Raw genomic sequence first — 26,803 nt, forward strand, 5'->3', positions numbered from 1 at the left:
TCCACAGTGACATCATGGTGGAAATCCCCCAGTATCATGATATAAGATGAGTCAACGGCACCGCATGCCGTGCATCTAAAAAAGAACCCCATTGAACGTATCGCGATGATAGGGACTCAATGCTGTCATCACGTTAACTCATCAAATCCGTGGAGAAGAACAAGAATGGAAAAATGCCTTGAAGTGAATTCAATACGCGAAGGGGTGTATTTACTTTGGCGATTAAAATACACGGAAGAAGCTCAACAATTTGCGTTTAACACGACAAAAAACACACAGGACATTAATGACCGAATTAATACCTTAATCGACGAAAAATTAACGCAACAAGACGGGGATGCACAAATTATCCGTGATGCTCTGCGTTTTTTACATTTATTTCGACGACGACAAATTGATGAGTCACAATTAACGTGGCTAAAACGCTCCCCTCAAGCCAGCTTATACGTTTGGCTCGGGCTCATTCAAGAACATATTGTTATTCACGGTCATGAACGATTTTTGCCACGCAGGCGGTACGACCGAAAACGGCGAATACGGTTGGCGTATGACCGGTTAGCCAGCGTCATTCCAAATTGTGCCGAGGACACGTATCACGCCGCTTTATCCCTCTTAGATATTTTACCTTACCGTTTAGAGGAAAAAAATCGGTGGGTTTCCCGCCTTCGTCAAGACTATTTTAACCATCATCTCAAATATCAGGCAGATTTTGCTTGGTTAGACAACACCGAAGCCACCCATATCCACTGGGTGATGGACCAATTTGCCCAACATCGCTATCTGCTTCACCCTTTTAGGGGAATTAACTTACCGCTAGACCTGCAATCCCTGGCAGTGCCGTTATTTTATTCACTTTGGGATGAACACCACGATACCAAAGCACTTTTCCTCACGGCACTGCGTAAACGTTATGCCAACATGAAACACCGTCAAAAAGTGGCGGATAAATCCCCTATCAACATTCGAGTTTCAGAAAATAGTAAAAAAACACTGCTCAAATTAGAGAAACAGTTTAACCGAAGCCGTGCAGAGGTCATTGAATACCTCATCGAAAAAGCGTGGGCTGAGCGGAACACGAAAATCTAAAAAAATCTCAGTTATATATTACCTCAATGAATAACCCTTATCTTATTTCTTATCTCGCCATTCAATTCGAATGGCTTTTTTATTTTGAGGTCAATATGAAAAAAATATCGGGCTATGCCCTTATTCGTCGTCATCTGCGGCGCTACCCTCGTTCATTGCGTCAAACGTTATTAAAAGAGCTCAATCAGCTTGTTACCTATCAGCCTGTGATTGGTATCATTGGCAAGACTGGTGTCGGAAAATCCAGTCTGTGTAATGCCTTATTTCGCAGTCAAATTTGTGCTGTCAATGCTGTTGAAGCTTGTACTCGGCAGCCCCAACAGGTCAAATTGCGCTTTGGACAGTACACACTAACGTTAGTTGATTTACCGGGTGTCGGAGAAAGCCAACAACGTGATGAGGAGTATCGTGAACTCTATCGTGAGTGGATACCTAAACTCGATATGGTGCTTTGGGTTCTGAAAGCCGATGATCGCGCATTTTCTATTGAAGAACAGTTTTATCAAACAGTATTCACGGAGTATAACGGAGAGCTACCGGCTATTACTTGGATTTTGAATCAAGTTGATAAGATAGAGCCTGTAGAGCAGTGGCACTGGGCATCCGCACAGCCTTCAAAACAGCAGCAAGCTCATATCACATTGAAACGACATGCTATCGCCAAACAAATGCATATCTCTGCAGATACCATCATTCCTATATCTGTTAAAGGCCGATATCACCTTCCCCAATTGGTGGAGGTGATTATTACTCGTCTCCCAAAGCAGGCTCGCAGTCCCTTAATCCCGCATCTACAAAATGCCTATCAGACCACAACGGTTATCAATCATGCGCGTAGCTCTTTCGGTGATACGGTCGTAGATATCATTGAGCGCGTGATTGATTTCGCACCACTTCCCCAAATTGCTCGGCACGCCCTCAAATCAACAACGCATCATCTTGCTCAAGCAGCGCGTTCTGTCTGGTCATTTTTCTTTAACTAATTCAATTGCATGATTGTCATATTGAGCCATCGATAAACTATTTTACGTTGTCATGATCGAATTTGTCGATCGAACCGATCGGTATTTTTCATTATCCATACGGAAATGATGGCTATACAATCTCTCAGAGATATCAATAAATTTAATTTATTTATAAAAATCAATGCGATAAATCGCAGGGTTTGTCACGTTATTAAGAATTGAGAGCCATCAGTTGTTTGTTGAGCACTCACTTTTTGTTCGTATTAATGAAGTCTTAGAGCCTTTTATCTGAATAGGCAAAATCACTAACTGGAAAATATCATGAAAACAAAACTTATTGTTTCTGCACTTTTTATTTCGGCTTTAACACCGACATTCAGTCACGCTTTTGGTAACTCACACACTTGGACGAGTAACAAAACACAAGGCGTAACCGAGTTTGTCATTCTGGGTCAGGGCCAATCTCAGCTTTATCTGTCTTGTGATGATAAAGGTGATAAACCTATAAGGATTATTTTTACTGATATCAACGGTCATCAAATCAGTATGGACTCAGGGCAATTTTTGGAGATGAAATTTGATGGGAAGGAACTATCTCAAATCAGCGAAAGCGCAAGCCGAGCCGGCTCAAGTCATCTAGCCTCAGCTTGGTATAATTTACGGACAGCTAAACAAGTTACAGTGTCTAGCGATGAAGGGCAGCCCGCGACTTTTACACTCAATGGAGCGGCATCAATTCTTCCTGAATTTGGTGATGATGGTTGTTTTGCTGAATTTTTCCTTTAGTCATATCTCATGACAGCTAATGAGCCATATTGCATCATTTGCCAGATACGGCTATGGCCTTCTTTTCTATTACTCTTCTATTTGCGACCAATATAATGATTGTGAAAAAACAAATTTGTGCACTCTTATTAGGCCTCAGTGCTTTTTCTGTCTATGCTGAACAAGCACCTATCCAACTTAAATCCGGCCCCAGTAATGCAGGGCGTACATACAGTAAAGTGTATATTACTTCGAATGTCGATAGTGTAATTATCAAGAGAATCATCGTTAATCGAGGCAATTGTAAAGATGCAGAGTACCTCCCTTGGAAGCCTATTAGGCTGAATTTTGGCAACACGTATGAACGTATTTTCACGGGTAAACGTGCAGGAACACCGTGTAATATACTCGAAGTGGTTGTTGATACAAACCAAGGTTCATGGACTTTTAAATGAACGTGTTAATATTATTACTTTAATTCTTATCTTTTATGGCCTGCTCATAATGGCAGGCTACCTGAATTTAATTATTCCTCTCGTACACCTACTGTAAAAACAGATTATCCCTCATCTTTCTCAAGCACCATTTTTATTATTCATTATTGTTTTATTACATGGAGTAATCACATGTCTTCCTCTTATCCTGCGCTAGAATCAAATCTATTTATTCATGCAAATGTCGTTCCGCTTTCTGCTCGTTCAAATTTCTGGCAAACCCACTTTGGCACAGTGAAAGGCTTCGCCACGTTTGAAGTGGTAATTTTCACTATCATGGGCCAGTTCTGCGATGAGTACACTGGCGGCTATTGGGATTACTGCATGTTATCCAATGGTGGCGCGTTTATTTATCCTGATTTGGGCCCCGAAAAGCTCACGCTATTCAATATGCATAATGGCAACGAAGCGGAACTAAGCCCAGAAGCGGCTGGCGTTGCCATCTGTTTGATGCTGTACAGCCAGTGGTCATTTAGAACCGAAAGTGAACTACTGGTCGACCGTTTTTACCAACTTCGTGATTACGCCATTCAACATCCTGAGAGTTCGGCTATTTTCCATCTTATCGATTAAATCTAACTTAATTCACTCTTTTAGTTTTACCTATCTTATTTATATTCAAGGAAATTAACTATGACTCGTTTAGCTTCCCGCTTTGGTGCGGCGAATAGCATTCGTCGAGACCGCCCATTAACTATTGAAGAATTGTTCCGTACTGTGCCGAGTGTTTTCTCTGAAGAGAAACACGAATCCAGAAGCGACCGATACACTTACATTCCAACCATTACCTTATTAGATAGTCTTCAAAAGGAAGGCTTTTACCCGTTCTTTGCCTGTCAGACTCGTGTGCGTGATGCGAGTCGTCGAGAGCATACCAAGCATATGTTAAGACTCAGACGACATGACCAAATCACAGGCATACAAGTTCCTGAAATTATTCTTTTAAATAGCCATGATGGATCTAGTAGCTATCAAATGTTGCCGGGATTATTTAGAGCGGTATGTCAGAATGGTTTAGTTTGCGGAGATACCTTTGGTGAAGTGCGTGTGCCGCACAAAGGTGATGTCGTTGGGAAGGTAATTGAAGGGGCTTATGAGGTGCTAGAAACCTTTGATACGGTAGCTGAAAAACGTGAACAAATGCAATCTCTCATGTTACCTCCACCAGCACAGCAAGCCTTAGCGCATGCGGCTTTGACTTATCGCTTTGGTGAGGAACATCAACCGATTACCGAAGAACAAGTGTTGCAGCCTCGCCGTTGGGAGGATAAGAAAGATGACCTTTGGACGATATATCAACGCTTGCAGGAGAATTTAATTAAAGGGGGATTATCGGGTAGAAATGCGAAAGGTAAGCGAGCTCGCACGCGTTCAGTGAATGGCATTGATGGGGATATTAAATTGAATAAGGCATTGTGGGTGATGACTGAAAAGATGTGTGAATATTTTAGGTAGTATGAATTGTTTATAATAACTCAGTGTTATTAATGTATGCTTCAAATATATTGGCACCGAGTTGGATATTGAGTATCAGTGCCAATTCATTTATCGAAAAATTATATACTAATTTTTACGGGGTATCCTAATGCTCTAAGTGCTTTGTTTGTTCTTCCATTTCTAGGTGGAGTATCTTCAGGTCTAGCCCATCCTGCAACTTCAGCAATAGAGTTAATTCCATAATGAGCAAATTTATAATTCTCATCCTTTCCTGCAAGATATATTCGTTCCCACATGTTTTCAGCTTTGCCGCCATATAAAACAAATTCAAGAAGTTCAAAAATATTTTGACCTTTTTGATTGTGTAGGCTCATCAATAATTTAGTATATAAAGGTAAACGTTCATTTCTTGTCAACGTTTTCTTGTTTGGTTCCCCTAGGGATTCTGAACTCATTTTTATCAAATGATCCATTGTCGCATGGGTAGAATGTATAATATTCAGAAGATCATTTTCTTTCAGGCTTTGAATATTACTACGCTGTAAGCTTTGACGTATTAGTGGCGCCTTGACTTGCAAATTATCATTTTCATTTGATGGTGGGACAGGTAAACTTTTCCACCACGACAACATATTTGTTAGTGCAGTCTGAGGATTCTTACTATTCGTTTGGTAGAGTTCCTCATAAGGATAGGTATTATCTTTTTGTTTTACTTTATTATAATAGTACGCATGTAGAAATTGATCTGTTTGCCAAAAAAACGGGGTGTCTTCTGTAATCCAAATAGGCCGATATTCATCAATCTGGTCTGAAATATTTTTAATTATAGATAGTGAACTTTCCCATTCTTTTTGGAAATTATCTTTCAACCTATCTTTCGATTTTTTCTTATAAATAAAGTCAGGCCCTTCCCAAAACGGTATTTTTCTTTTTGATTTTATTTTTTCATCTTCGTTTTCCTTTTGTTTTTTAAGTTCTAAAAGCTTTTCCTGTTCTTTGACTATATTTTCATTTAATTCAAAACATTTATCCAAAGATTCTAGATTATCAAAAAATTCTGTTAATTGTTCTAACATGTCAGAGGCGATGAGGTCACTTTCGGTAAAGAAAACACCAGCTTCTATATTTGAGTACCATGCACGGTCAGTCAGATTTGCTGAACCTATATAAGCACCATATCCTTTCCACCAAATAATTTTGCTGTGTAATGCATCCGGGACTAGTTTACAAAAGATATTATTTTTTGTATTTCTCAGAAGCTTTGTTAGGAAACTGGGAGCAACTGGTACTGTATGGTCATAACGCATCCAGATATCTAATCGATACTTGTTATCTATACAATGTTGCAATAGTTCTGTTCTATCATCACCATATGCAATTGCTGCAACGACACCATCTAGCTCAGTTCCTGAAGGAGGTAATAATGATTTGAAAAATTTCTTATTTAAGCCATTTGCAACTAATTTCATTTTAACTCTTAATTTTTACTTTGAATAAGCTCATACTGCCATATCTTGCTATAAATACCGAGTCTAAATAAATTATGTCTATGAGTGTCTGAATTTTTTCTTATCACATATAAAACTAATGAGTATACATTTAAGTATACAAAAAATTATCTTTAAATTTATATCAAACAAAAACAATGTATTGCCTATAAAAAGCGAGTCCGGCCTTCGCACCATAAGAACATCAAGAGACGTCAACCGACGTCTTTTTTTGTATCTAAAATCCAGTGTTTGCAAGGCTTTCCCTGCATTTTCAGTCAATGCATGTCAACTTAACTCAACCCACATCAAGTACCTACTGTTGGTATATGTGTTGGTATCTCTCGATTCGATAATAGTTTGTACCAACAGAAGGAGATAAATCATGGCTCTTACTGATGCTAAAGTCAGGGCTGCCAAGCCTTTGGATAAATCGTATAAATTGACCGATGGTGATGGTATGCACTTGATGGTACATATCAACGGCTCAAAATATTGGCGTTTACAGTATCGCTTTAGTGGTAAGCAAAAAATGTTGGCTCTGGGTGTTTATCCTGACATCTCGCTTGCAGAAGCCAGAGAGAAAAGAGATGCCACCTCGCCGTTGGGAAGGTAAAAAAGATGATCTTTGGACGGTATACCAACGTTTGCAGGAGAATTTAATCAAAGGCGGATTATCAGGCAGGAATGCAAAAGGTAAGCGAGCTCGCACTCGTTCAGTGAATGGAATTGATGGGGATATCAAATTGAATAAGGCGCTGTGGGTGATGACTGAAAAGATGCATGAACATTTTTCTGGAAGAGAAAGGATTTAATAATGGCAGCACATTATTTTTCATAAAATGATGTGCTTAGTTTGTTATGTGCCTTATTTCAGATTTTTTCCCAGCAATTTTAATTGCCATAACCTAAATAAAATGTGTTAATTAAGTTAAATTAACATATGGGAAAGGAATTATGGCTGATATCATCTATCTTACTCTCAATGGAAACAAACAGGGTCTTATTTCTGCTGGTTGCTCAACTTATGACTCAATAGGAAATCGATACCAACAAAATCATACAGATGAAATTCTGGTGTATTCCACTGACTATGAGCTTTCACGTAGACAGAATGTATCCCATGCTCACTTTGTTTTTGTTAAAGCGGACGATAAAGCCTCCCCGTTATTACTCTCTAGCATAGCTAATAATGAGTTATTTGAATGTGAATTCAAGTATCACCGTATTGATAAAAGCGGTGGATTACTACATTACAAAACTGTCAAGCTAACTAAGGCGTCAGTTGTTAAAATTGGTAATGTGCATCCTGATTCATTAACTGACAATGAAGCATATCCAAAAGAAACTATCTCATTAAAGTATGAAAGTATTACTGCTAACCATCATGCCGCTAGCACTTCTGGCTACAGCATCAGCGATAATATTTAAATGGGGTCATTTGAGTGAGAAATGATCTTTTTACTACTCGGCGGCCAGTTCCTATTATTAGGGACAATGATCCTAAACTTCAAACCGCAATTGCCAATGGACAAGGTGATTATGTGAGAATTTTTATCATGATCAATAATGTATTTATTGGTCATGCAGGACTTATCCTTGGTGAAGGTGAAGATGCATTTTTGTATGATCCTGCGGGTACATATGAAGGGTGTGAGGAAAAAGAGTGTCGAGGTTCAGTACAAAGCTTTAGAGGGTCAGGGGATTTCTTTGAATATCCAGAATTCGATTGGGATAGTTATCTTAAGTTTCATCTAGATGATGGTGAAGATATAGTTTTGATTGAATTTATTGTGCCTCGTAGTCAAATGGAACATATGCGAGATAATGTTCTTTATTACTCTGATACTGCTGATAATTTCTATTGTGCCTCAAATGTCGCTCGAGTTTTGCGTGAAAGTGGTGGAGTATTTAATAATATTCCAGATGAGTTTTTTGCTCCATGGGGGTTAAAAAAACATTTACTCAATATTCAATCACAGAAAGGTGTCGTTCCGCATGTCTTCATCACTATGCCACCACACAGGCCGTTCCAATAAACATTATTCAGCAGTTATTTCTTATATTTCAATTTGTTTAGGTGTTTTGTTTTATTATCTTGAAACAGTCCATCAACTGTTCTTTACGTTATATAAAAAAGGGGGAAACAACGAGTCAATTTCAATTGCTTTTTATGATGCATTAAGTTTAGGTTTGTTGTTTTATGCAGTCGTATTGGCTCCTGTATATTACTACTACCTTAAAGCACACATAAACTTAGCTTATCGTGTATTGTTGTATTTCCTCATACCTAGCATCATTTCTTTAGTTTTCTGGTATTTTTACGTTTTCGTAAAATTTCCCATCGGTTCGTTCTTAATATGGGACTCCGCATACGCTAACTTCAAAACTGTTTTGATAGGGAGCTACTTGCGAGGTTTTACCATTTTTATGACTCTGACTTGCGTGGTTTTTGATCTTGTGATGAATGTGGTCCGCTTAATCATTTATTTATCAAGGAAATAGTACTCATCGGTTGGTGGTATGTATGATGATTTCTAATTGAGTTTATTATGTTAATTTATCATTTTTTATGAATAGGCCAATAATAGCTAATTTAATATTTTAATGTTGGGAAATAGGAATTGAATAAATCTAAATGAGAATATTATTACGCCGAAAAAATAGTTCGGATAGTCATATTTTGGCGTTAATATCTTACGTATCCCTTTGCTTGGGAGTCATTTTTTATTATTTTGAAGGTGTACATCAGCTATTTTTTACGATAATCAAATATGGTTCATTCAATGCGCCTATTTCTTTTGCCTATCATCATGCATTGAGTTTTGGTTTATTGGCTTATGTGATCGCATTGGCTCCTGTATATTACTACTACCTTAAAACACGTATAAATTTGGCTTATCGTGTATTGCTGTATTTCCTTATACCGAGCATAATTTCTTTCGTTTTTTGGTATTTCTATATTTATCTTCGATATTCACCTTCGACATTTATAATATCAAGTTCGGAATATGAAACCTTTAAATACATCTTGATAATTAGCTATTTACAAGGGTTATCCATTTTGATGACAATAGCCTCTGTAACTTCAGATATTACTCTGAACCTGCTCCGTCTCATCGTTCACTTAGCAAAGAAATAGTATTCAAATCGTCGGACAGTGGGCTACATTAATTTTTTGCTTTGCTTAAAAATTTATTTAGTCCATAAAGTGATGAGTATACATTTAAGTATACAAAAATTTTTCTATTAATTTATTTCAAATAAAAACAATGCATTGCATATCCGGCCTTCGCACTATCTTGACGTATGCTAACGTCTCAAATCATCCATAAAATAAAAAATATCTAAAAAAAATTAATGACAACTTTATCCAGTGGCATCTTATAACGTCTCTTGTGCCCATCCCCAAAAGGGGCCAAATAAGGGGCACTTCAATTCGATTGTTATAGGTGCCCCCTCAATGCCACTCAACGTTAAGCAAATAGAGGTTTTAAAGCCCAAACGCATGGCGATAGCGGAGAGCTTTATCTTAGGCTGCTTAACTGCTGTAGATGAGCCTTTAAGCTAGATTTTATGGCTTTCCCTACCTCCAGCAACGCGTACAGCCACAAAATGCCTCTGTTCTTAGATAATAACCCTGCCTGACATATGCCAAGCCCTACAAAGGGCTGTAGGTTTTCACTCTTACCATTCTTGATTCAGCCTTTAAACGTGAATTAAATTGGTGTACTTAACCTAAATTCAGGTAATATGAACAATTAATAGTTAAAGGCCAACGATTACAGGAGAGAGTATGGCATATCCGACGTATTTAGTGTTAAAAGGTAAAAGCCAAGGTTTGATTTCGGCAGGGTGCTCATCTCAGGATTCAATCGGTAATCGTTATCAGGTCGGCCATGAAGACGAAATTCAGATAATCGGCTTAAATAGTGGTTCCTTTCGCGAGCAGAATGCTTCATATAAACCCGTCGTATTTACTAAGCCGATTGATAAATCATCTCCCTTACTTTCAGTGGCTTTGGATAGTAATGAAGTTTTAGAAGCAAAATTTATGTTTTACCGAACAAGTCAAGCTGGTCAACTTGAAAGATATTATGAAATCAAACTTACTGGTGTTTCCTTGATTGAGATTTCCGACATATTTCCTGATTCAATAAAAGATAATGAATCCATGCCATATCAACGGGTTCAAATGAAATACGAATCTATATCAAGAAGTCATTTAATGGCGAATACATCAAGCTATAGTATCAATAGTGAGATGGTTAAGTAGCACTTCTCTTTTTATGTAAGGTATTAATTTGGTACGAAAATATATGATGTTTAGCATGAATTTTCGTACCATTGAGTGACTGACCTCATTTAATAAATTTATTTTTTACATAATGCTTTATCTATTGTGTATGTGGTTACCATTGTTGATGATTTATCTGTACATCTAATGTAACCTTTAGATAAAAGGTTGCTTTTCATGCCTATAAAAATAATCAAGCTTATTAATAACCCTATTATTGCTATAAATAAAAGATATTTGAATATTTGGTTGTTTAATTTTATTTCACTTGATGATTTTGCAGCTCGGTAAAAAATAAACGATAAATATAAGGTAAATGGAGAGAAAAAAATTAAGGATGTAAAATATAGAGACAAAGTTATTTTTTCCTCTAAACTTAAATATTGGATGTATGTAGATAAGGAAATAAACACACTTAATAGCGAAATGACAAGAAAAAACAATGAATTAAGTTTATTTTTTGTATTGTTATCCATGGCTAAGGGCCTTCCAGTTATTAAATATAGGTTGAGGACTTCTTGTTTCAGCTTTAGCGCGGCGGTGAAATTTTAGGTCTCTTATTATAGATTCACTGATTCCTAGTTCACTATCAAGCCAATACAAAATACCAACAACTACAAAACCTATAAAAAAGACACCTAAAGTCACTAATATAATACTTGTTCCGCCAGTTAATGCAGCAGTTACTAAGCCACCTGTAACTGCTGTTGTTATTTGTGCGCCAATAGCCAATTTTGCCATATCCATAGTTATGTTTACGAAAAAATTAACTAGTGTGTATTCATCCCTAAATATTAGTTCTACAACTCGATAAGCTGCTGAGAATACAATGGAAAAACGAGCAGCTCCCACAGATACATTATTCACCCCTTGAGTTCCTACGCCCATGTATAAAATTCGAGGATTGTTTGCTAAATATCGAGTTCCGTCCAAGAACGTTCTAATTCCCGCATGACCAGATAGACGGATATAAGTATTCCCATTGGGGCCTATATATTCTGTTGCTATGATATTGAAGTTACGAAACTCGTTAACAATTCTTTCTACTCTGTATGCTTCGTAAATATTTCCTGAGAATGAAGACATTATATCGCCAATACCAAATAGTGTTTCTTTGGGATCTTTGAAAGGCGTCGGAGTCGATAAGTTTTTTAAAATATAATCTGCTTCTTCAATTGTAGCTACTGCGGCAACATTATCATCGTCTTTTTCATTATTCAGGATCCCCCTAATTTTTGTGAGATTTGCTTGGTAGTAAAGCTCATCATAGTTAGGTACCTCTTCGAAGCTAAATTTCGCGTCCGCATCAATGAGTGTTTTTGATACGGGATCATATTTATACGCCATGTTAATTCCCTTTCTAAAATTTAGCTTAGGTTAAGTTTATGAGAAGTGTTGATAGTATTCAATGAAAATATAAATGAGATTATGGATCCTAATAGATAACCCAGTCTGACACATGAAAAGCCCTGATTACACTACTGAGGTAATAGGGCTATAATCTATGATATTCAATAGGCTGCCTTCATTTTTCATTGGCTTATTGCAGAGGGATAGTTAATTTGATCGCCAAATCAGGGACGATATTAGGGAAATGTGAATTCCCCTAGTTTCCCTATAAACTAACAAAACCTAAATTGTCTAAATCCTTTTCACCTAAGATTTACTCTTCTTCACCCTCTTGTAATTAAGCCACTTTGTTTGAGTTGAATAGAAAGCTCTACAAGAGGCTGTCTTAAATCAACTTCTAATTTTGACGTGTTCTAAATTATCCATTGGTCAGAGAGAATGGCTGGGTTGTTTAAAATCATTTTTCCAGTAGTTGTTCGCTGGCAAGTTTGCTAGTCGTTAGCGGTTGGGGATTATCACCCACACGCCAGATAGCATGATTAATCGGCATCGTCTGTTCCTTAGTTTAATGCTGCGTCGGTGAGCGCATCTGCTAGGTGGAACTGGGTTTGTTGGGCGGATTGCAGTCTAGATTTGAGGTGTTCACATAGCAATGTCAAATTGCGCACTTTCTCAACTATATTTAATTGTTCGTTATAAGAAGGTAAGGCAACCAGTAAGGAAGAAACTTGTATTCTTGATACGTTTTTCATAGAAGAGCTCGTTCCACCAGCAACTTCAGAGTAATAAGTTCGAGAATACTTAGAGTTATTGACTAAATTAATATAGTTAGCATCGACTAATTTAGAGAATTGAAACCTAATGATTTTATCACTAAGCATTAAATGGTTCGGTGGAGAGTCAGGAACTACGACAGAACGAGCTACAAGGTCGGCAGTATTTGCTCTTGAAATTAAAAAATCCCTTGCTTTGACTTCATATTCTATTTTAGGTTCTAAATGTTTTGGAAGAGCTTTATTTTCATTAGGATTGAATTCACTCCATGTGACGGAACTAATTTTCAACACTCCCCAATTGTCATCAACTCTTGGTGAAACCTCGCATTGAGGGCTCCAGCCAGCTTCTGAATTATGGGCTAGATTTCCTAAGCGACACCACTCCCACCCCTGCGGTAGCTCAAAAGGTTTTTCTTCATCACTAATCGGCGGCAATGGCTTCTGTTTTTTAATTTTTCCTTGTTTCACCAGTCGCGCTTTTTCTTGTTCAATACGTTTTAGCAGTTCAGATGCAGGTTCGTCATTAGGATCCTGAGGTACCAGCTTACCCATAACAGCCAGTTGCAGAATGGTTTGCTTTAGCGCATCTATGCTCGCTTCAGTGGTAAATAGCGTGTCGAAATGCTGATTGATTCGTGACCAGTTTTCAGCGAGTTCTTTTTCGTTTTGGCTATCAGTAAGCGTCGCTAACAGGGTTTCAACTAGTTGCTGATGCGCTTCTAGACTCGTTAGTGATTGTTGTTCCAGTTGATCGCAGAGGGACATTAGTTCCGAGAATGTTTCTACTATTCTTGCTTGTTCAGTCTTTGGTGGAAACGGAATAGGGTAGTTCTCAAAGAAACTTCGTGGTACACGTTTTTGACCCGCTGAACCAGTCATTTGTAATTCACCAATAGTTAAATAATGAGGTGCTTTTATATTAAGTAGAATATATTGAAGATTTAGTTCAGAACTTAATGGGCGAGCAACATGTAATTCTGTTGTACCCACACCCACTCCATTTTTTAAGCCCTCAAAAATGACAGCCTTACTATTTTCAAAGCAAGGTGTTATTTTAGCCAAAGCGATATCTCCGTCCGCAAAATGCGTATAGCCTTTCTTTACTTCTCCCCATTTCTTTATTTCTTGGTCATGTGTACCATCAAATCGTGTAGAAATACAAGGCATTGGGACAAAAGAGATTTCTTGCTCATCATTTGTTACTTCTATTTTGGGGTTAATTAATGCAATCTCATTTAATGAAGTCCACTCCCACCCCTCCGGCAACTCAAACGGTTTTTCATCTTCACTAATTTCTGGCAGCGGCTTCTGTTTTTTAATTTTACCTTGCTTCACCAGCTCCGCTTTCTCAGCTGCAATACGCTTTAACAACTCAGAAGCAGGTTCATCATTTGGGTCTTGCGGTACTAATTTGCCACGCACGGCGAGTTCTAAGATCAGCTCACGCAGTTTCTTAATACCATAAAGATCAATTTTACCGCTGCTGCCACGTCCTGCGGTGGAGCGAGTTTGTAGCGCAGAAGACCAAATATCGATATGGTCGGTAATCAGTTTCTCAACGGTCATCAGTTTGTTTCCTTATTGCCAGTCAATGCGGTACCGAGGATATCGCGTAACTGATGACGCAGTTTACTGATTTCAGCTTGTTGTGCTTGGTACTGCGCCAGTAATTCGTTGGGATCGTGGCTGATCGTTTCACCTTGATACGGGTTTTTGATATCGAGGTTAAAATTACGGGCAATGATTTCATCAATGCTGACTTTCCACGCTTGATTGTTTTCTTCACGGCTGGCAAAGCCATCGGCTTCATTGCCCCACCAGTCGATTTCTGTTTGGAATTCTTCAAACTTCATCGGTTTGGTTTTGCTATAGTTTTTAACTCCCTCAGGGTAGGGGTGCTCGTAGAACCAGATTTCTTTGGTTGGCTGGCCTTTGGTGAAGAAGAGAATATTGGTTTTGATCCCGGTATATGGGTTAAATACGCCATTTGGCAAACGAACAATGGTGTGTAAATTGCACTCTTCGGTCAGCAGTTTTTTGATTTTGGTTTTGACGCCTTCACCAAACAGTGTGCCATCTGGCAGAACTACGGCTGCACGGCCTTTATCGGACAGCACTTCAATGATCAATTGCAGGAATAGGTCAGCGGTTTCGCGGGTCTGCATTTCTGCTGGGAAGTTTTTCTCGATCCCATCTTCTTCAGTGCCGCCAAATGGCGGGTTGGTAATAATGACGTCGAATTGCTCATCCCAAGCGGATAGAGGCTTGTTTAATGTATTGTCATGACGAATTTGTACCGGAACTTCAATACCATGCAGTAGCATATTCGTAGTGCACAGCAAATGTGGGAGCTGTTTTTTTTCAACACCAAAGATCTGCTGTTGTAGCGTTTTATGATCTTCAGTTGTCTTAACATAATGTTCTTTCACATGGTCGAACGCACAGGCAAGGAAGCCGCCAGTACCACACGCTGGGTCCATAATCGACTCACCCAATCTCGGGTCAATACGGTTGACCATAAAGCGAGTGACCGCACGTGGAGTATAGAACTCACCTGCGTTACCTGCGCTTTGTAAGTCGCGTAGAATTTGTTCATAGATATCACCGAATAAGTGGCGTTCGGTGCTGTTGCTGAAGTCGATTTCATTCAGCTTATTGATGACTTGGCGTAAGAGCGTACCATTTTTCATGTAGTTATAGGCATCGCTAAACGCTTGTTTCACCACAAAGCCCCGTGGGTTTTTATCGATAGGCGCGGTCAGGTTTTTTAAAGCAGGGAATAAATCGTCATTAACGAATTCGAGCAGTTCATCCCCTGTGATTCCCTCGCTGTTTGCCGCCCAAGTACGCCACAAGTAACGCGAGTTAATAGGGAGTTGGTAGTCGTCTTGCTCGAGTTCAAGCTCTTCTTCCTGAGTATCAAATATTTTCAGAAATAATAGCCAAGACAGTTGCCCAAGGCGTTGAGCATCACCGTCTACACCTGCATCTTTGCGCATGATGTCTTGTAAGGATTTAATGACTGAGCTAATCGACATGTTTGTATTCCATTGGTAAAAATGAAGCCACCGGGAGCGGGTGGCTCACGGTGGTAAAATAATATGGGTTATTAGGCCTGGCGAGGTGGTAACTGATAAATTTGGTCTTCCAGTTCATTGACGGCTTGCTCGTATGCTTGTTTATTTCCAAAACTACTTTTGATGATTTCTAGCGGACGGCCTAGGCTGTCGAACGGTTTTAGTTTTAGCACCTGAATATCTTCGATTTCCTGCACGCCTTCATCCGCGTATTTATCCAGCAAGGTATTGAGTACATGCTGTGCAGGTTCTGAATATTTGGTGAAGTAATTACGTTTACGCACGTTGTCAGCCCGTTCTTTACGCGTCAGGGGCGGTTGACCATAAACCACATGACAAAGGAGATCGAATGGGTCAAGGTCTTTACCCACTTCTTCTGCTAATACTTCCCAAAGCACGCCGAGTTGCTGGAGCTCATCAATAATAACCTGTTTGCGTTCGGCAGAGTGCCATTTTCGAATGAAGTTATCAAGAGAGGCAAAGTCTTTATCTTTGAGTAGCGTTTTACGGGTGTAGTCCTGAAAGGATTCGGTGACTAATTTGCCATCGGCATCGTAATATTGGACGCGTTTTGCTAGCACCTTTACGGTGACGCCGTTGACATGATATTTACGGATTTTGTTTTCGTCATTTTCATCAAAAGCACCGCTGGCACTTTCTGATGTGGCGCCATAGTGAGCAGGTGGTTCTTCTGCACCCGTAAATGCATCGCATTCTAGCGTTCCATTTTCTGGAACTTCACTTTCCAATACATCATTGAAATCCGACTCTGGATCGGAAATATCTTTAGGTGTTGTGCGGATCACTTTTTCAGGCACGCCATCAAAGCGCTCGTCTGCAAACAATTCGGTGGCTTTTTTGAAATCGAGAATGGTGAACCAGAGTTTATCGAACTTCTCGTTAATACGTGTTCCACGCCCGATGATCTGCTTAAATTTGGTCATGGATTGAATGTTTTGATCTAGCACGACCAGTTTGCAGGTCTGCGCATCCACACCCGTACTCATCAGTTCTGAGGTGGTTGCAATCACTGGGTAAGGCTTTTTCGGGTTGATGAAATTATCGAGTTGCGCCTTACCGATGTCGTCATCGCCAGTGATTTTCATCACGTATTTTTCATTTATTCGCACTTGTTCTGGGTTTAGGTTTACCAACGCACGGCGCATACGTTCAGCGTGGTCAACATCGTTACAAAAAACGATGGTTTTATCCATAGGATTAGTGCGTTTTAGGTAGTCAGTGATGGTTTGTGCGACCAATTGGGTACGCTCATCAATCACCATAGTGCGGTCAAAGTCTTTTTGGTTATAAATTCGGTCATCAATCAGTTGGCCTTGTTTATCAACTTGGCCTTTAGTGGGGCGCCAACCTTGTAAGTCGACATCGATATCGACTCGAACGACTTTGTATGGTGCAAGGAAACCGTCTTCAATACCTTCTTTAAGTGAATAAGTATAAACGGGGTCGCCAAAGTAATCAGTGCTGGAAACGTCATCGGTTTCTTTTGGTGTTGCAGTTAAGCCAATTTGGGTCGCACTGCTGAAGTATTCAAGAATTTCTCGCCATGCGCTGTTTTCCGATGCACTACCGCGGTGGCACTCGTCGATAACAATCAAATCAAAGAAATCGGGAGCAACTTGCTTAAAGGCTTTTTGGTGTTCTTCTGGGCCTGTAATTGCTTGGTAGAGTGCCAATTGAATTTCATAAGCTGGGTCAATTGTTCTACCTGTCACCTTTGCCATTGCGCTGCCAAAAGGTTGGAAGTCGTTATTTTTAGTTTGGTCGACAAGGATATTGCGGTCTGCAAGAAACAGAATGCGTTTTTTATTTTTAGCTTTCCATAAGCGCCAAATAATTTGAAATGCGGTATAGGTTTTGCCAGTACCCGTCGCCATTACGAGTAATACACGTTTTTGCCCAGCAGAAACGGCTTCTACAGTTTTATTAATGGCTTGTAGCTGGTAATAACGAGGGGATTTGCCGCTACTGTCATCGTAATAGTCTTGGCTGATGACAGGCAATTGTTCAGCGGTAAAACCTTTCCAAATACAGTATTTAGTCCAAAGCTGTTCAGGTGTTGGAAAATCGTCGAGTGTAATTTCGGATTCAAGCTGCGCAGGATTTGTTTTGTCGTGGAAGATAAAACCATCACCATTAGAAGCGAAGATAAAAGGAACGTCGAGCAGGCGTGCGTAATCTAGCCCTTGCTGCATCCCTTTTCCCATCTCGTGCTTATTCGCTTTAGCTTCTATGACTGCAAGTGGTAACCCCGGCTTATGGTAGAGCACTATGTCGGCTGATTTCACTGTCAACCGTGCTGCTAGCTTACCACGCACAACGACTTTACCATCGCGAAGTTTGACTTCTTGGCGGATCTGCGACATCAAGTTCCAACCCGCATCTTTAATTGCAGGGAGGATAAATTTAGTGATGATGTCTGTTTCAGTCAGATGAGTTTTATTCATACCAGCCATAGCAGCTCTCTCAACAAAATTGGGATTAGTGCTTAATTATACACAGAATATAGGGGTGAGTTAGGTTATAAAATGAATAGCATTATAATTATTAAAATCCATTAATATTTAAATTGTTTATATGCAAATCACTCTTCTATTTTAAGCCGATGTTCCTCTGTAACATTCTTCGCAGCAATACACAAAATGGCAGTTCGGGCAACATTTTTGATTGAGTTTGAAGTAGTCACGACACTGCACACAAAATCAATCAGTGACTTTTGAAATTGGGGATACCGAATGAAATTACTGACTAAGTTTATCTGATGGCAAACTCTTTTGAGGAGAATCGCCTATAAATAACCATTTGTTATGCCTTTCCATCTGTAGCTACTTTATCAATCGTATTATGGCGGATATTCAGGTAGTCAAATTTATTATTAAGTCGCTACAATTTAGAGCCAAACTATTGAGCTCTAACATAGATTATTTAAGGCTTTCTTCTTAGTATGTAAATTAAACACTTTTGTTGGATGACACCACACACCTTAAGAAAAGAGATAACTAAAATGCCAGCTGCTAAACGTCCTATTTTTAATTTAGAGCTTGATTTACTTCGCACTTTTATTGCGGTTGTTGATGGTGCAACTTTTGCCGCCGCCGCAGAATCTGTTTGCCGAACGCAATCAGCGGTGAGTCAACAAATGCAACGGCTGGAGTCACTCATTGGCAAGGAGTTATTTGTCCGGCAGGGCAGAAATAAAGCATTGACGGACTCTGGTACACAACTATTGAGCTATGCCCGCCGTATTTTACGTCTTAATGATGAGGCATGTTTATCACTAGTTTATGAAGAAATTGACGGAGTATTAAAAATTGGTTCGCCAGATGACACCGCGAATACAATATTGCCTGATTTATTAGCCAGATTTTCAGGAGCTTATCCAAATTTAATCATGGATATTATTGTCAAACGCAGCCCATTTCTTATGTCAATGTTAGAGGATAATGAACTCGATTTGGCGATCTCAACCGAGGAGCATGTTGGCTACCCTAAAATTGTCTTACGTGTTTCCCCTTCACTATGGTATTGCGGGAAACATTTTAGTTTTAACTTAGAGCAGCCGCTGCCATTAGTTGTGTTAGATGAGCCGAGTACTTATCGCGAGATGATGATCAATCACCTCGAACAACAGCAAATACCTTGGCGCATTGCTTATATGGCGACAACACTATCTGGAGCACGCGCTGCGGTTAGGGCGGGATTGGGTATTATGGCTCGCTCAATTGAGCTTTCAGGGGAGGACTTGCGCATACTCGGTGAGGATGAAGGGCTACCAGTACTTCCGGCAATTCGATATAACCTGTATCTCAACTCAAAAAGCCCAACCAAAGCCGCACAAATTCTTTTTAACTCATTAAAAAATGAACAAACAGCCGTTATCTCCCATAACAACTAAAATTAGGAATAATTATGACCCATTTTCACGGTATTTTTCCTTATCTTGTTTCACCAGTCGATCAAACTAAAGGTACTGTTCTTGAATCATCTCTTCGTCACCTAATTGAGCACCTCATTTCGAGCGGAGTTCACGGATTGAGCCCATTAGGGAGCACTGGTGAATACGCATATTTGTCTCAGGAATTACGAAATGAGGTGGTTCGCATTACAGTTGATCAAGCTGCGGGGCGAGTACCTGTATTAGCGGGGGTTGCCAGTTTCTCAACGTCAGATGCATGTTTTCAAGCGGAACAGTATGCCAATTTAGGTGTGGATGGCATGGTGCTGATATCGCAAAAAATGTACCCTCTGAGTGATAAAGCCCAATTGGGTTATTTCCAAACAATAGCGGAGTCTTTTCCTGAAAAATCCATGACGGTCTATACCAACCCTGGTTTGCTGGGGGATGTACTGCCTATTTCTCTTTTGAATGAATTAAGCTATATCCCTAATATCGAATATGTTAAAGATGCATCGAGTAATACTGGAAGGTTATTAACGATGCTCAACACCTTCGGTGAGCGGGTTAAAATTTTTAGTGCCTCAGCTCATATTCCTTTATTAGTCATTAAATTAGGTGGTGTGGGCTGGATGGCGGGTCCTGCCTGTGTGTTGCCAAAACAGTGTGTTGAACTGTATGAGTTGGCCACTAGAGGGGATTGGGATACAGCGTTAGCAAAACAGAAAGAAATGTGGCAAATCAACGAAGCTTTTACGCAATATGCATTAGCGTCATGTATTAAAGCATCTTTAAACATTCAAGGGTTTAATGTTGGTGACCCGATCCTTCCACAAGAACCTCTCAATGATGTTGCTATTGCTCATTTACAGCAAATTATTGCTCAGTTAAATGAATAATAAGAGGAAGGAAAAATAGAAGCCCATTCAGTGTGGGCTTCTATTCGTTAGTCGGTCTTATTAAAGACCAACACGCAATAGCTGTGTGATAGTCGATATAGTTTTCGCTTCAAAAGATAATACACTTTTAGCAAGCTGCGCAGCTTGTTCATTTTTCATTACCAGCCCTGCATTGTCATAGAATTTGCTCACAATATCCCCCAAAGACATTGGATTTTGTGGGTTACCGTATTGGATATCTAATCGTTCCGTTATTGTCTCACCATGGGTTAATGTGACAAAAATTAGGCCGGGAAAATAGGTTGGGAAAGGAATTTCATTTTCAGTGGGATAACGATAGCTGACTTTTTTCGCGAGGTTTTGGATATCTGCTCGCTGTAAATTTTCGGGAGAGAGCAAACTTAATGTTAATTTGTCTTCGATAAAACCAGCGGCAAACAACCACGGGAGGCTAAATTTCGCTGCATAGGCACTCTGAGGTGCCCATTTTTGTTCTGGTGGCTCACAAATTAAGGCCGCTGCAACGGGATCGACAACGCATTCTACTTTTGCAATTTGATCGAGGGTTATTCCTCGTTGTAATAATCGTCTCCCACAATCGACGGTGGCATGAGCAAAATGGCAAACAGGGTAGGGCTTAATGGAAACATTCATGAATTGCCAAACATTACCTAAGTCTTGGGCGACTTGCTCTGGATGTGCCTTTTCACGGAGACCATGTGTTTGGTATAGACTATAGCGTCCTTCAAAAATAGTTTCTGGCCCTGTCATTCCGCCTTTAGCTAAACATGCTGCAATAATGCCTGATTGCGCAGCCCATCCCGCATGAAAACATTTTGCTGACGAGCTATTGGTTAGGTATTCAGCAACACCACTGGCTTGGCTTCCTGTTAGGCCTAGAGCGTTAACTGTTTGTTCCCGAGTTAATTTGAGTAATGAAGCTGCACAAGCCGTCGCACCAAAAATACCCGCTATAGCTGTAGAGTGGAAGCCGCGTAGGTGAAACCCGCTATGACTTGCTAATCCCACTCTGGCTGCGACTTCCCAGCCAATAATCCATGCAGTAAGGATCTCTTTTGTTGTCGCCTGTAAATGTTCACCGAGTGCAAAGGCTATAGGAGTAAGTACGGCACTACCGTGAGTGATTGAGTCGGTGTGTGTATCATCAAAATCTAATACATGCGCAGAAATACCATTTGCTAAAGCGGCGGTGGTAGTTGAAACGGTTTGGTTACTTCCCCAAATTGGAATTTTTCCTTGATGATCAGGTAAATAAGCGACTCCCTTACGGCATTGTGTTGCGCTTTGTTGGAGGCTTCCGGCAAGTGCAACGCCTAATGTATCGAGTAAATGATATTTGGCGCGTTCAATAACTTGCGGTGGAATATCAGAAAATGATAGGGATGTGATAAATTGGCTTAGCTGTTGGCTTAATGTCATAGATACCTCTGGTGAATGAAAAAGCCAGCACTTGACTGGCTTTAAGAAAGTAGAGATTTAAACTTTGCTAAAATGAATTAGTCATTAAGCCAACCGGATGCTTTGGTTTGTTCTATTACTCGAGTGACTTGTTCAGGTGCATTCCCTACATAGGTCGTTGGGTCTAATAGGGCATCAAGTTCTTCTTGCGTTATATGGTCACGAATGCGCGTGTCACGGTTAATGGCCTCAATAAAGGTGATGCCTTCTTCTTGGCCAGACATAGAAGCTTCATAAACAATTTCATGGGCAGTTTGTTTACCCGCTTTGTCTGACAGCGCAAACATGACGCGCTCAGCAAGCATAAATCCACCTAAAATATCTAAATTTTGGCGCATCTTATCGGTATGTACGTTTAATCCCCCTAATACAGTTTTCATGTTATCGAAGATCACCGAAAGCATCAGGCACATTTCTGGCATCACTTTCCATTCCATCTTCCAAATCGCACCATCTCTTTCGTGTTGGTGTTTCATCATGTCGGTAAGCACAGAAAGGTTAGCTTTCAATGTATTACTGACACAGGCCGCATTTTCGACAATGGCAGGGTTACGCTTGTGTGGCATCGTTGAGGAGCCAACTTGACCTTTACTAAAAGGCTCTGAAAGTTCATCAATTTCATTGTGGGCTAATAATAAAATTTCATTGGCAATTTTCCCTAATGTGCCACTAATTAAACCGATCAGCATGCCATATTCACTAAATCGGTCACGAGCCGGCTGCCAAGAAATCTCAGGGGTGCCTAAACCGAGTCGATTTAATACACGAACTTCAAGCTCATCTGCTTTGTCGCTCAATGAGGCCTTAGTTCCAACAGCGCCAACAACGCTACCAACGAATAAGCGAGGTTCGATTTCTTTTAACCGTTGATAATGGCGTGCTAATTCCGTTAACCAAATAGCAGTTTTGTGGCCAAAAGTAATCGGTAGGGCTTGTAAGGCTAAGGTTCGTCCAGGCATTGGTGTATTGCGATGTTTTTCGCTTAACGATAATAGAGAACGCCCTAATATTTTGATATCACGTAAAAAAATGTTATGAGCCTCTTTTAGTTGAAGCACTAAGCCTGTGTCCATAACATCTTGTGTCGTGGGCCCAAAATGGACATATTCACCAAAATGTTCAGGGCAAGCATGCTCTAAACCACGAATGGTTGGAACAAGTGGATGACGAGTTAAACGCACTTGCTCTAAGATGAAATCCATATCTAACTTTTCAAGTTTTGCCGTATCAGCAATGACCTCTGCGGCTTGCTTTGGAATTAAACCTAATTCAGCTTGTTCAATCGCTAATGCAGCTTCGTAATCAAGCCAATTTTGCATTCTGACCTTATCAGAAAAAATAGCGCGCATTTCTTCTGTAGACCATAAGTTTTTTAATAATACAGAATCAAAAACACTGGTACCCATAATATTCCCCTGTATAAGAATAATATTGAAAATTAAAAGGTGGTTATTTGTTAGAGAGTTGCTTTATTTATGCAATAAAAAATAAAAATAAACACCTTAATAAGATTAATGTTAATAAAAGACTTTCTTATGTATTTATTTTTCCATTTAAATCAATTTGTTATATTTTAATTTATTGTTTATTACATATCGATTTTAATTCTTAATTTTCTCTTAAGTTTTCATTAATTTAATTAATGCTCATTTATATGATGAAGATCATCTTTTTAAATAAGTCATGTTTTAAAAGGAAAGTAATTTGATATACATAATATGAAATCGAACTTTTAAAAATAAATAACCTTCCTTTTAATTACTAGGGAATCTATTTCTATATTTGGAGAAATAAACAATGACATTAAATAAATATACAAAATTAATACATAGTGGACGACAACCTATTACAACATCAGGACCAATTAATCCGCCAGTAATGAGAGCGAGTACTATTGTTTTTGATTCAATTAAAAGCTGGCGTGATGTCCGCGATCGCCGCGCAACGGAACGTGTTTTAAGTTACGGTGCGCGAGGTACAGAAACCGCATTTGCACTCGAAAGCCTGGTGACTGAATTAGAAGGGGGCTATAGAGCGCAATTATTTCCTACGGGTCTAGCCGCGATTGCAGTCACTATTATGGGCTATGCACACAGTGGTGGGCACGTATTGTTTGCAGATTCTGTTTATGAACCTGTACGTAAAATAGCCGATGCTTTTTTAAAACCAAATAACATCGCCTACAGCTTCTTTAAAACAGATGCTTCAGATTTTGAGCAAAAAATTCAAAGTAATACACAACTTATTTTTGTTGAATCCCCAGGTTCATTACTTTATGAAATGTTGGATTTACCCGAAATATGCCGTATTGCACATGAAAGAAATATCCCAGTGGGTGTTGACAACACTTGGGGTTCAGCATGGCTATATAACCCGTTGGAATTAGGCGCAGATGTCTCTGTGATTGCAGCGACAAAATACCTTTGTGGGCACTCTGATGTGATGATGGGAATTATGGTTGCGACAGAAAAAGCGTGGAAACAAATTGGCGCTTTGCCAGAAGCTTTAGGTCAAGCCAGTAGCCCCGATGATGCTGCCTTAGTTTTACGAGGGATGCGTACTTTAGGGCAGCGATTAGCTGCGCATGGCAAAGCTGCACTAGCGATTTCGCAATGGCTGGAAACGCGTTCTGAAGTGGAAAAAGTCTGGTTCCCTGAATTGCCATCTCATCCACGCCATGATTTATGGAAGCGTGACTGCAAAGGTAGTAATGGCTTATTAACCATTGAATTCAAAAAACAATATACCGCGAAGCAAACAGAAAACTTTATTGATGCTCTAGCCCTGTTTGGTATCGGCGCATCGTGGGGTGGGTTCGAAAGCCTCGCACTACCCGCTAACGTAGTCGGCGCAAGAACAGCATCAGATTGGAGCGAAGGTCATGGGCCTTTTGTTCGTTTACATATTGGCTTGGAGTCTGTGGATGATTTGATAGCGGATATTACACAAGCATTTTCAACATTAAATCAATAACAATAAAGCTGCACCAATACTGGGGAATTCTTCTATGACAGGTTTAATCATTGCCGCGCTAGTTACAGCGCTGGTTGTTTACCTGCTGGCTCGGGGTTATAAACCTCAGCCAGTCTTGTTGCTAGGGGGCTTACTTTTGTTGCTCCTAACCGCATCTTTAGATCTTAATTCATTGTTACCAGAAAATAAAACCACGCATTTTAAGTACTTTGATATCTTCCAAATTTTTACTGATATCATGAGCTCTCGATTAGCTGGCTTAGGGTTAACATTAATGGCGATTGCTGGATTCTCCCGTTATATGGAGCATGTGGGAGCTAGTCGCGCATTATTTGCTATTTTTGAAAAGCCGCTAAAGACCATTAAATCACCTTATTTGCTATTAGTGATTTCATTTCTAGTGACGCAAGTTCTGGTGATTTTCATTCCAAGCCATGCAGGGTTGGGGATGTTATTAATGGTGACAATGTACCCTATATTAATTCGTTCGGGAATCAGTCCACTCTCTGCTTTAGCGGTTATCGGTTGTTGCCAGTTTATCGACCATGGACCCGGTTCTGGTAATGTCATTATGGCAGCGAAAACCGCGGATATTGAACCCGCTGTTTACTTTGTTCAACACCAATTACCCGTAACTATCCCTATTATTATTGCAGTGGCAATCACCCATTTCTTTGTTCAGCGTTGGTGGGATAAGCGTGAAGGGTTTGTTTTTGACTTGAGCAAAATTGATACTATTAAAGAAGATGGCGGTAATAAAGTCCCATTGTCTTATGCGTTGTTACCAGTTATTCCATTGATCCTAATTATCGGGTTTAGCCCATTATTACACCCATATATTAAGTTGGAAGTTACCACCGCGATGATTATCAGTACCGTCATTGCACTGATTTTTGAATACGTCCGTTTACGTGATGCGAAAGCCGTCATGGACAGCTTTATGTTGTTCTTTGAAGGAATGGGGAAACAGTTTGTTTTAGTCGTTTCTTTGATTGTTTCAGGGGAGTTTTTCGCAAATGGATTACTCAAAAGTGGGGCGGTGGATACGTTAATTAGCGCAGCTCAAGATGCCGGCTTTGGTATTGGTGCGATGATTATTGTTATGAGTGCCATCCTTGCACTCGCGGCTTTCCTGATGGGCTCAGGGAATGCAGCATTCTTCTCTTTTGCTGCATTGACACCGAAAATTGCTGCTTTCCTTAAAGTGGATGTGGTGACACTCATTTTACCGATGCAAATTATGACAAGCTTTGGGCGTACTGTGTCACCTATCACTGCAGCAATTGTTGCAATTGCAGGAATTGCAGGGGTTTCGCCGTTCCAAATAGTAAAACGAACGGCAATCCCAATGGCAGTTGCTGCAATCGTTAACCTTGTCGTAACTTTCTACTTTTTATACTTCTAATTAGACTCGCGCATTTATCCCTTAAACTTTTCGTTACTCTTCGGTTTAAGGGATTTTTTTATTGATAAGCGGGCTATTATTCATCCTTTATTCATCCTTTTATCAAAAGCTATCTCAATGATAGTATGGTGTTTGATGGTAACCAATTGTTTTGTAATAAATTTTGTTTTATCTACTTTACCGGATAAAAATAAGTGAAAAATAACTGAATATCACCTTCATTTAATCACATCAAAAATAACATTAGAAAACAAACGATTAGACTTATTTTTTATGCGAATGAATTAATCTAACGCGATAAAGTCATTTCAAACTCATAAACGGATGTAAATAAATATCTCAATAACTCGGTTTTTGATTATTTAAGATATATTTCACTGCCCAAATACTCTTGTAATGC

The 26,803-nt window shown here is 39.6% G+C and carries 21 protein-coding genes and 3 pseudogenes; 15 read left to right on the forward strand and 9 right to left on the reverse strand.

Translation table 11 applies throughout. The annotated features are described in order from the left end of the window. Positions 1 to 165: 165 nt before the first annotated feature. The 6 genes from PSE83_RS13805 (at position 166) to PSE83_RS13830 (ending at position 4,765) form a co-directional block, all read left to right on the forward strand. On the forward strand, positions 166 to 1,086 hold the full coding sequence (locus tag PSE83_RS13805) for a hypothetical protein (protein WP_272660929.1): 921 nt from the start codon (positions 166 to 168) through the stop codon (positions 1,084 to 1,086). A gap of 95 nt (positions 1,087 to 1,181) precedes the next feature. Continuing rightward, positions 1,182 to 2,069, forward strand: coding sequence for a GTPase family protein (locus tag PSE83_RS13810; protein ID WP_272660930.1), 888 nt, complete (start codon positions 1,182 to 1,184; stop codon positions 2,067 to 2,069). Between the two features lie 303 nt (positions 2,070 to 2,372). Then, a complete protein-coding gene (locus tag PSE83_RS13815; protein WP_154638035.1) occupies positions 2,373 to 2,837 on the forward strand; it encodes a hypothetical protein in 465 nt (154 codons plus the stop codon). A gap of 29 nt (positions 2,838 to 2,866) precedes the next feature. Beyond that, positions 2,867 to 3,271: a hypothetical protein gene (locus tag PSE83_RS13820; protein WP_272660931.1), complete on the forward strand. Its 405-nt coding sequence runs from the start codon at positions 2,867 to 2,869 to the stop codon at positions 3,269 to 3,271. A 171-nt stretch (positions 3,272 to 3,442) separates the two neighbouring features. Then, the gene (locus tag PSE83_RS13825) at positions 3,443 to 3,883 is read left to right on the forward strand and encodes an antirestriction protein (protein WP_272660932.1); all 441 of its coding nucleotides are present in this window, start codon (positions 3,443 to 3,445) and stop codon (positions 3,881 to 3,883) included. Positions 3,884 to 3,943: 60 nt separating this feature from the next. After that, complete coding sequence (locus PSE83_RS13830; protein ID WP_272660933.1) at positions 3,944 to 4,765, forward strand: DUF932 domain-containing protein; 822 nt, start codon at positions 3,944 to 3,946, stop codon at positions 4,763 to 4,765. A gap of 101 nt (positions 4,766 to 4,866) precedes the next feature. Here the strand turns inward: PSE83_RS13830 and PSE83_RS13835 are convergent, their stop codons facing one another. After that, positions 4,867 to 6,216 (reverse strand): phospholipase D family protein, encoded by a 1,350-nt coding sequence (locus tag PSE83_RS13835; RefSeq protein ID WP_272660934.1) that lies wholly within the window; start codon positions 6,214 to 6,216, stop codon positions 4,867 to 4,869. Between the two features lie 403 nt (positions 6,217 to 6,619). On the opposite strand from PSE83_RS13835, the pseudogene PSE83_RS13840 reads away from it, so the two are divergent. The 5 genes and pseudogenes from PSE83_RS13840 to PSE83_RS13860 form a co-directional block, all read left to right on the forward strand. After that, positions 6,620 to 6,841: pseudogene (locus PSE83_RS13840) on the forward strand (Arm DNA-binding domain-containing protein); the annotation flags it as partial. Beyond that, positions 6,828 to 7,049, forward strand: a pseudogene (locus PSE83_RS13845) (DUF932 domain-containing protein); the annotation flags it as partial. The pseudogenes PSE83_RS13840 and PSE83_RS13845, both read left to right, overlap by 14 nt. 142 nt (positions 7,050 to 7,191) lie before the next feature. Continuing rightward, a complete protein-coding gene (locus PSE83_RS13850; RefSeq protein WP_004264233.1) occupies positions 7,192 to 7,665 on the forward strand; it encodes an Hcp family type VI secretion system effector in 474 nt (157 codons plus the stop codon). A 14-nt stretch (positions 7,666 to 7,679) separates the two neighbouring features. Beyond that, entirely contained in the window at positions 7,680 to 8,273 is a 594-nt protein-coding gene (locus PSE83_RS13855) for a hypothetical protein (protein ID WP_004264232.1), read from the forward strand. Between the two features lie 1,757 nt (positions 8,274 to 10,030). After that, the gene (locus PSE83_RS13860) at positions 10,031 to 10,510 is read left to right on the forward strand and encodes an Hcp family type VI secretion system effector (RefSeq protein ID WP_094961537.1); all 480 of its coding nucleotides are present in this window, start codon (positions 10,031 to 10,033) and stop codon (positions 10,508 to 10,510) included. A gap of 98 nt (positions 10,511 to 10,608) precedes the next feature. Here the strand turns inward: PSE83_RS13860 and PSE83_RS20430 are convergent, their stop codons facing one another. The 6 genes and pseudogenes from PSE83_RS20430 to hsdR all read right to left on the reverse strand — a co-directional run bounded on the left by PSE83_RS20430 (position 10,609) and on the right by hsdR (position 18,208). Next, positions 10,609 to 11,007 carry a DUF1240 domain-containing protein gene (locus PSE83_RS20430; protein WP_168697627.1) on the reverse strand — a complete coding sequence of 133 codons (399 nt, stop codon included), beginning with the start codon at positions 11,005 to 11,007 and terminating at the stop codon, positions 10,609 to 10,611. Then, positions 11,000 to 11,878, reverse strand: coding sequence for a hypothetical protein (locus PSE83_RS13865; RefSeq protein ID WP_272660935.1), 879 nt, complete (start codon positions 11,876 to 11,878; stop codon positions 11,000 to 11,002). The genes PSE83_RS20430 and PSE83_RS13865 overlap by 8 nt, the downstream gene beginning before the upstream one ends. Positions 11,879 to 12,297: 419 nt before the next feature. Then, positions 12,298 to 12,431 (reverse strand): annotated as a pseudogene (locus PSE83_RS13870) (nuclease); the annotation flags it as partial. Positions 12,432 to 12,441: 10 nt separating this feature from the next. Beyond that, positions 12,442 to 14,223, reverse strand: coding sequence for a restriction endonuclease subunit S (locus PSE83_RS13875; RefSeq protein WP_004264220.1), 1,782 nt, complete (start codon positions 14,221 to 14,223; stop codon positions 12,442 to 12,444). After that, positions 14,223 to 15,695 (reverse strand): N-6 DNA methylase, encoded by a 1,473-nt coding sequence (locus PSE83_RS13880; RefSeq protein WP_004264218.1) that lies wholly within the window; start codon positions 15,693 to 15,695, stop codon positions 14,223 to 14,225. The genes PSE83_RS13875 and PSE83_RS13880 overlap by 1 nt, the downstream gene beginning before the upstream one ends. 71 nt (positions 15,696 to 15,766) lie before the next feature. After that, complete coding sequence (gene hsdR, locus PSE83_RS13885) at positions 15,767 to 18,208, reverse strand: EcoAI/FtnUII family type I restriction enzme subunit R (protein WP_272525712.1); 2,442 nt, start codon at positions 18,206 to 18,208, stop codon at positions 15,767 to 15,769. Positions 18,209 to 18,756: 548 nt separating this feature from the next. On the opposite strand from hsdR, the gene PSE83_RS13890 reads away from it, so the two are divergent. Next, positions 18,757 to 19,647 carry a LysR family transcriptional regulator gene (locus tag PSE83_RS13890; protein ID WP_036958742.1) on the forward strand — a complete coding sequence of 297 codons (891 nt, stop codon included), beginning with the start codon at positions 18,757 to 18,759 and terminating at the stop codon, positions 19,645 to 19,647. A gap of 14 nt (positions 19,648 to 19,661) precedes the next feature. Further along, entirely contained in the window at positions 19,662 to 20,546 is an 885-nt protein-coding gene (locus PSE83_RS13895; RefSeq protein WP_004264208.1) for a dihydrodipicolinate synthase family protein, read from the forward strand. Positions 20,547 to 20,606: 60 nt separating this feature from the next. Here PSE83_RS13895 and PSE83_RS13900 read toward each other — a convergent pair whose 3' ends face one another. Next, positions 20,607 to 21,986 (reverse strand): MmgE/PrpD family protein, encoded by a 1,380-nt coding sequence (locus PSE83_RS13900; RefSeq protein ID WP_004264206.1) that lies wholly within the window; start codon positions 21,984 to 21,986, stop codon positions 20,607 to 20,609. Between the two features lie 77 nt (positions 21,987 to 22,063). After that, the gene (purB, locus tag PSE83_RS13905) at positions 22,064 to 23,431 is read right to left on the reverse strand and encodes an adenylosuccinate lyase (RefSeq protein ID WP_094961545.1); all 1,368 of its coding nucleotides are present in this window, start codon (positions 23,429 to 23,431) and stop codon (positions 22,064 to 22,066) included. Positions 23,432 to 23,822: 391 nt separating this feature from the next. Between purB and metC the strand changes: the two genes are divergently transcribed. Both metC and dcuC read left to right on the forward strand, forming a co-directional pair. Then, positions 23,823 to 24,998, forward strand: coding sequence for a cystathionine beta-lyase (gene metC, locus PSE83_RS13910; protein ID WP_004264200.1), 1,176 nt, complete (start codon positions 23,823 to 23,825; stop codon positions 24,996 to 24,998). 34 nt (positions 24,999 to 25,032) lie between these two features. Further along, positions 25,033 to 26,403, forward strand: coding sequence for a C4-dicarboxylate transporter DcuC (gene dcuC / locus PSE83_RS13915; RefSeq protein ID WP_047756434.1), 1,371 nt, complete (start codon positions 25,033 to 25,035; stop codon positions 26,401 to 26,403). The last annotated feature ends 400 nt before the right edge of the window (positions 26,404 to 26,803 follow it).

Origin of the sequence: Providencia sp. PROV150 (assembly GCF_028481025.1) — a bacterium.
Lineage (GTDB): Bacteria > Pseudomonadota > Gammaproteobacteria > Enterobacterales > Enterobacteriaceae > Providencia > Providencia hangzhouensis.